The following is a 6,186-nucleotide window of genomic DNA, read 5'->3' as shown; positions in this document are numbered from 1 at the left end:
TTAGCCATGGAATGCCTCTCGGTGCATGCGCAGCTGGTGACGGGAGGGGGCCGGGTGATGAGTGCGCCCGGCCGGTCCGGAACCGGACCGATGGATCGTGGTTGCTATAGCACCCGACAGGCGGTCCGGCCAAGCGACACACGCGCCCATCTTGCAAGGCACTCGCGGCAATTTCGCCGCGCCGGGCGCATCCGGCGATTTCAATTGCCGGCGCGGCGGACTAAAACCGGCCCGCCCTGCCAACCGAGGCCGTTATGAACCCACACGAAGCCGGCAACCCGCCGGATGCCGAACAGCTCAGCCACCCCGCCGGGGCCGATGCCGCCAGCCTGCCGCCGCCTGTCGTGGTGCTGGTGGAAACGCAGATGGCCGAGAACATTGGCACCGCCATCCGGGCGATGGCCAATTTCGGGCTGAAGGAACTGCGTCTCGTCCGCCCGCGCGACGGCTGGCCGAACGAGCGCGGCATCGCGGCAGCGTCCCGCTCGGAAGCCGCTTTGTCCTCGATCACCGTGTGGGACACCCTTGAGGAGGCCATTGCCGATTGCGATCTGGTGCTGGCCACCACGCGCCGAGAGCGCGACATGATCAAGGAGGTGATCGGACCGGACGCGGCCGCCGGCCGGGCCATGGCGGCGGGTGCCGCCGGGCGGCACACGGCGATCCTGTTCGGGCGGGAGCGCATCGGCCTGACGAACGACGAGGTGGTGCTGGCCGATGCCATCGTCACCCTGCCGGTCGATCCGCAATTCGCGTCGCTGAACATTGCTCAGGCCGTGCTGATTCTCGCCTACGAATGGCGGCGGGCCATCACCGGCGGCGCGCTGCCGTTCTCCACTTATGAAGGCGGCGAGGCGGCGACCAAGGGCGAACTGCTCGGCCTGTTCGAACATCTGGAGACGGCGCTGGATGCCGCGGGCTATTTCCGCGCCGACGACAGGCGCGCCGTGGCGGTGCGGGGCCTGCGCAACATCTTCGGCCGCATGGGGCTTTCCGGCGGCGAGGCCCGCACCCTGCGCGGGGTGATCGCGGCGCTGGAGAAGCGCCCGACGCGGCCCCACAAGGAGAAAGGGCCGGCCACCACCCCGCCGCGCGGCCTGCACCACGAGGAAGGCGCCAGCGAGGGGACGGAGCCGGGCGACGGCGCCGCCTGAGGGCGGCCGTGCCCGATTCCCGCCTCAGGGCGGGTTCATCGTGGCGGATGCGGGGCCGTGTTAAGGCCGCGTTCATGACAGCGGCGTTTCTCTGGGAACATGCGGAGCCGGCGGCCTGCAGGCTGAGCGGTCCCAGCGCCTTGTCGGGGCAGGAACAGATGGCGTCCATTTTTTCCGGGATCGATCTTTATGCCGGCCTGCGGGCCGGAGCCGCCGTGCGGCGGCGCGAGTCGGGCCTTGCAGCCGGCGGCAGCCTTGCCGGCGGCGGGGCGGGGCCGGTGGCCGCGCGCGGGCGGGCCGGCGCGGCGCCGAAGGTGCTGGTGTTCGATTCCGGGGTCGGCGGCCTCTCCGTTCAGCGCGAGATCGCGACGCGCCTGCCGGGCGCGCGCTTCTGCTATGTCGCCGACGACGCCGGCTTTCCCTACGGTGCATGGGCAGAGGACGCGCTGACGGCCCGCGTGGTGGAGATCATCACCGGGCTTTGCGCCCGCGAGAAGCCGGATGCGGTGGTGATCGCCTGCAACACGGCCTCCACGCTGGTTCTGCCGGCGCTGCGGGCGGCGCTGGAGGTGCCCGTGGTCGGCACCGTGCCGGCCATCAAGCCGGCAGTGGCGGCCACGCGCTCCGGTCTGGTCAGCGTGCTGGCGACACCCGGCACGGTGGCGCGGGATTATACCCGCGCCCTCATCAATACCCACGGACACGGTGCCGAGGTGACGCTCGTCGGCTCTGCCCGCCTTGCCGGCCTGGCGGAGGCGCGGCTGCGCGGCGAGGCCCCGGACGAAGCGGAGATGCGCGCCGAGATGGCGCCGGCATTCGTTACGCACCGCGACGGGCGCCGCACCGACGTGGTGGTGCTGGCCTGCACGCATTATCCTTTTCTGGCCGACATGTTCGTGCGGCTGGCGCCGTGGCCGGTGCACTGGATCGATCCCGCCCCGGCCATCGCCCGCCGCGTTGCCGATGTGCTGCAGCTTGCGCCAGACGCACCGGCTTTCCGTGCGCCGGAAAACGATGCCGGTCCCCGCGGCGAGGTTATCTTCACTTCCGGCCGCGCGGCTTCGGGCGCGCTTGCGGCAGTGCTTTCGGCGCTGCGGCTGGCGCCTGCGGCCGCCTGAGACGGCAAAAGAGCCGCCCGGCCCGGCGCCGCCCCTTGATTTGGCCGCGCTTATGGGTTAGCACCCGCCATCCGTTCGACGGGCCGGCACGCGCCGGCGCGCAGGACGTTCACGCTCCCGCGGGATCGGGCGAGCGCTTCGCCCGTGTCCCTGTCGGCCGCAGATGGCTTCCGCCATGTGCGCGCAAAGGAGGGCGCGTTTCCCCAAAGCCTCTTGATTTCAGGAAACTGCGATGAGCAAGCGCCACTCGGCGAAGTTCAAGATCGATCGCCGTCTTGGAGAGAATATCTGGGGCCGTGGCAAGAGCCCGGTCAACCGCCGCGAATATGGCCCGGGCCAGCACGGCCAGCGCCGCAAGGGCAAGCTGTCCGACTTCGGCGTGCAGCTGCGCGCCAAGCAGAAGCTGAAGGGCTATTACGCCAACATCTCCGAGAAGCAGTTCAGCGCCATCTATGCTGAAGCCTCCCGTCTGAAGGGCGATACCTCCGAGCGCCTCATCGGCCTGCTCGAGAGCCGTCTGGATGCGCTGGTGTACCGTGCGAAGTTCGTTCCGACCCCGTTCGCGGCGCGTCAGTTCGTCAGCCACGGCCACATCAAGGTCAACGGCCGCCGCGTCAACATCCCCTCTTTCCGCGTTCGCCCGGGCGACGTGGTCGAGGTGAAGGAAGCCTCCCGCCAGCTCGCGCTGGTGCTGGAAGCCTCTCAGTCGGGCGAGCGTGACGTGCCGGATTATCTCGACGTCGACCATGGCAAGATGATCGCGAAGTACGTTCGCGTTCCCGCGCTGGCCGATGTGCCGTATCCGGTGCAGATGGAGCCGAATCTGGTCGTCGAGTTCTACTCGCGCTGACCGGCCTTCGGCCTGCTTGCGATCCTTTGGGCCGCCGGGGCAACCCGGCGGCCTTTTTCGTGCTCGCTTGTCTTATCCGCACGGGCGGCGTCAGGTCCCGGATACGTCAGTCGTCAATGCGCTCGTGGGAGTCGGCAATGCCGCGATGCCAGTAGGCGGCGGCCTTCAGCCATGCCTTCGGATGGTCGTGGCGCGCCAGAAACTGCGTCCGCAGGCGGCGGGCAACGGCGGCCTCGGCCGCGATCCAAACATGGCCGTCGCCGGCCGGCGGCGTGAACGAAGACAGGGCTTCCTCCAGCACGCCGGAAAGGCCCGGTTCGACATCGCCTCGGTGCAGCCACCGGATCTCGGCGCCGGCCGGGGCGGCGAGGGGCAGTTCGTCCGCACGGCCTTCGACCTCGGCAAAGACGAAGGCCCGGGCGCCCGCCGGCAGGCTCTCCAGCCGCCGTGCGATGGCCGGCAGCGCGGCATCGTCGCCGGCCAGCAGATACCAGTCGAAATCGCTGGCGATCACCATGGATCCGCGGGGGCCGCCGAGGCCGATGGTCTGGCCGGGAGCAGCCTTGAGCGCCCATGCCGTGGCCGGGCCGGCCTCGTGGACGGCAAATTCGACGTCGAGTTCGCCGCTGGCAACGTCGAACCGGCGGGGGGTGTAATCGCGGGCGATGAGATCGCGGTTGCCGAGCACGGGCGTGCCATCCGGTCCGATCTCCGGCAACACGGGCTGCGTCTCGCCGGGCGCCGGTAAGAGCAGCTTTACATGATCGTCGAAGCCGTCGCTGCGGAAGCCTTCGAGGTCGCCACCGAAGGTGACGCTGATCATGTGCGGCGAAAGCCGGGTGACCCGGCGGACCGTGATCAGGCGGAAGCGCAGCGGAAAGCGGGCGCGCGTCATGGCGTGGGCCTGGGGCCCGGCTTCGGAAGAATGGGAAGAAACGGCCATTTCGGCTCCGTTATCGGGGAGGGCCGGGCCGAGGGGTGAGCGGGCATCGACGCGCAACACACCACCGCCCGAAACCCGGCCTCCGGGTTCAGTTTGGGGCGCGTTGACTGACGTTAACGCTTACGCACACAGCGGCATGGCCGCCGTGGAAGCACATGAATGGGGTGCCCGTGGCTGTCGCCACGTCACCCCATTCTCAGCAGTTAACATCATCGCGACTGACTGGCAATCGCGATGATGGCATCACGCTTTCGGGTCGGCCGGCGGGGCATCGTTCAGCACCCGTGCCATGAACAGGAGGTCCAGCCACCGCCCGAACTTGGCGCCGACCTGAGGCAGCACACCGCAGTTCTGGAAACCGAAAGCGGCATGCAGGCGGATGGAGCTTTCGTTCTCGGCCTCGATACCGCCGACCAGCACGTGTACGCCACGCGCGGTCGCTTCTTCCACCAGACGGGCCATCAGCAGCTTGCCGACACCGCGTCCGCGCAGGTCGGCGCGCACGTAGATGGAGAGTTCCGCAGTGTGGCGATAACCTTCATGAGGCCGGAACGGCCCGTAGGTGGCATAGCCCAGCGCCATGCCATCCTCGTCGGCGACCAGAACCGGGAAGCCGGCGGCGATTCTCTCCTCGAACCATGCGGTGCGGCCGGCGAGGTCGGAGGGCGTCTCGTTCCAGATGGCGGTCGTGTTGACGACTGCATCGTTATAGATGGCCAGAATCGCCGGAAGATCGGCATAGACGGCCGGTCGGACGATGATATTCATGGAACGCCTGCTGGTTATGAATTGATTGGCCTGATGTTATCATGCCAAGGATTGAATTGTCCAAACTCACACATCAGCAATTTCAATGGATATCGATCATCTGCGCACTTTCGACCGGATCGTGCGCGACGGCTCGTTCACCAAGGCGGCGGCCCGGCTCTCGGTTACGCAGGCGACCGTCTCCATGCGTATCCGTGCTCTGGAGGAAGGGCTCGGCGGCCCGCTGTTCGAGCGTGGCCGCAAGGTGCGCCTGACCGAGCGCGGCGCCACCTTCCTGCCCTATGCCCGCCGCGTGCTGACGACGATGCTGGAAGGCGTCGACGCGATTCGGGCGGCTGAGCGCGGCCGTATCGCCATCGGCACGCTGCGTTCTCTGGTTTCACCGCTGGTTTCGCCCGTCATGGTCTCGTTTCTGGCCGAATATCCGCTCGTGGAAGTGGTGCTGCGCGAGGGTAACCATGGCAGCGTCGCCGAACGGGTGCATGACCGGGGCGTCGATCTGGCCATCATGGGCTGGCCCAATCTCGACCCGTTGCTGGACGAACTGTTTCCGCTGGCGATCTTTCGCGAAAAGGTGGTGCTGACGGCCTCGGCCGGGGTGGCGGAGCGGTTGCCGGCCGATGCCGGGCTGGACGATGTGTTCGCAGTGGTGCCGCATTATCTGCTGCTCGGGTGGTGGCAGGTGTTTCCCGATACCGTCATGCAGATCGGGCTACGGGCACGGGCGGTCTCGCGCATGCCCGGCGGGCCGGGGCTGGCGCTGATCCGCGCGGGGCTGGCGGTCGGCTACATGCCGCGGACATGGATCGAGGACGATCTGGCCGCCGGCCGTCTGGTGGCGCTGAGCCCGGCGGACGGACCGCAGGTGAGCCGCGACAGCGCGCTTGTGGCGGCCCGCGGCGGGGTGGCGGACGCGCCGCTCAAGCTGGAGCTTGCACGCCGCCTGACCGCGCGGGCAAGGACGCTGGGTATTCTGGAGCGGGCCGACCCGCTGCTGACCACCGGCCTGAAGGATGAGTGAGGCGCTGGGCCCGGCGCATGCCGGCCGTGGTGCGGCGCGGTCACCGGCCGGCAAAAACGGCTGAAACCGGGGCTTTGGGTCCTTTTCCCCGCTTGGCGCCAAACCGGGGCAATGCTATCTCCGCGCCATGACGACAGAACCGCGCCCGCTCATTCGTAATTTCTCGATCATCGCGCATATCGATCATGGCAAGTCCACGCTTGCCGATCGGCTGATCCAGCGCACCGGTGCGCTGTCGGAACGCGAGATGAAGGAACAGGTGCTCGACTCGATGGACATCGAGCGCGAGCGCGGCATCACGATCAAGGCGCAGACCGTGCGCCTGACCTATC

Annotated in this window: 7 protein-coding genes; 5 read left to right on the top strand and 2 right to left on the bottom strand. The window is 68.3% G+C overall.

Features of this window, described 5'->3' with window-relative positions; genetic code table 11:
- Positions 1–254: 254 nt before the first annotated feature.
- From V7067_RS14370 to rpsD, 3 genes are all read left to right on the top strand, one after another.
- Positions 255–1,154: an RNA methyltransferase gene (locus V7067_RS14370; protein ID WP_334176591.1), complete on the top strand. Its 900-nt coding sequence runs from the start codon at positions 255–257 to the stop codon at positions 1,152–1,154.
- Between the two features lie 158 nt (positions 1,155–1,312).
- Positions 1,313–2,272: a glutamate racemase gene (gene murI / locus V7067_RS14365; RefSeq protein ID WP_334176590.1), complete on the top strand. Its 960-nt coding sequence runs from the start codon at positions 1,313–1,315 to the stop codon at positions 2,270–2,272.
- 232 nt (positions 2,273–2,504) lie between these two features.
- Positions 2,505–3,122 carry a 30S ribosomal protein S4 gene (rpsD, locus tag V7067_RS14360; protein WP_334176589.1) on the top strand — a complete coding sequence of 206 codons (618 nt, stop codon included), beginning with the start codon at positions 2,505–2,507 and terminating at the stop codon, positions 3,120–3,122.
- A 106-nt stretch (positions 3,123–3,228) separates the two neighbouring features.
- On the opposite strand, the gene V7067_RS14355 is transcribed toward rpsD, so the two are convergent.
- Both V7067_RS14355 and V7067_RS14350 read right to left on the bottom strand, forming a co-directional pair.
- On the bottom strand, positions 3,229–4,065 hold the full coding sequence (locus V7067_RS14355) for a siderophore-interacting protein (RefSeq protein ID WP_334176588.1): 837 nt from the start codon (positions 4,063–4,065) through the stop codon (positions 3,229–3,231).
- A 243-nt stretch (positions 4,066–4,308) separates the two neighbouring features.
- Positions 4,309–4,833, bottom strand: a complete 525-nt coding sequence (locus V7067_RS14350; RefSeq protein WP_334176587.1) for an N-acetyltransferase family protein — start codon at positions 4,831–4,833, stop codon at positions 4,309–4,311.
- Positions 4,834–4,918: 85 nt separating this feature from the next.
- Here V7067_RS14350 and V7067_RS14345 point away from each other — a divergent pair, with 85 nt between their 5' ends.
- Both V7067_RS14345 and V7067_RS14340 read left to right on the top strand, forming a co-directional pair.
- Entirely contained in the window at positions 4,919–5,854 is a 936-nt protein-coding gene (locus V7067_RS14345; protein ID WP_334176586.1) for a LysR family transcriptional regulator, read from the top strand.
- Positions 5,855–5,981: 127 nt separating this feature from the next.
- Positions 5,982–6,186, top strand: a 205-nt coding sequence (locus tag V7067_RS14340) for a GTP-binding protein (RefSeq protein ID WP_334176585.1), incomplete at its 3' end; no start/stop codon positions are given.

It is taken from the genome of Pseudoxanthobacter sp. (genome assembly GCF_036822375.1).
GTDB lineage: Bacteria > Pseudomonadota > Alphaproteobacteria > Rhizobiales > Segnochrobactraceae > Pseudoxanthobacter.
This window is presented reverse-complemented; position numbering and strand designations above follow the sequence as displayed.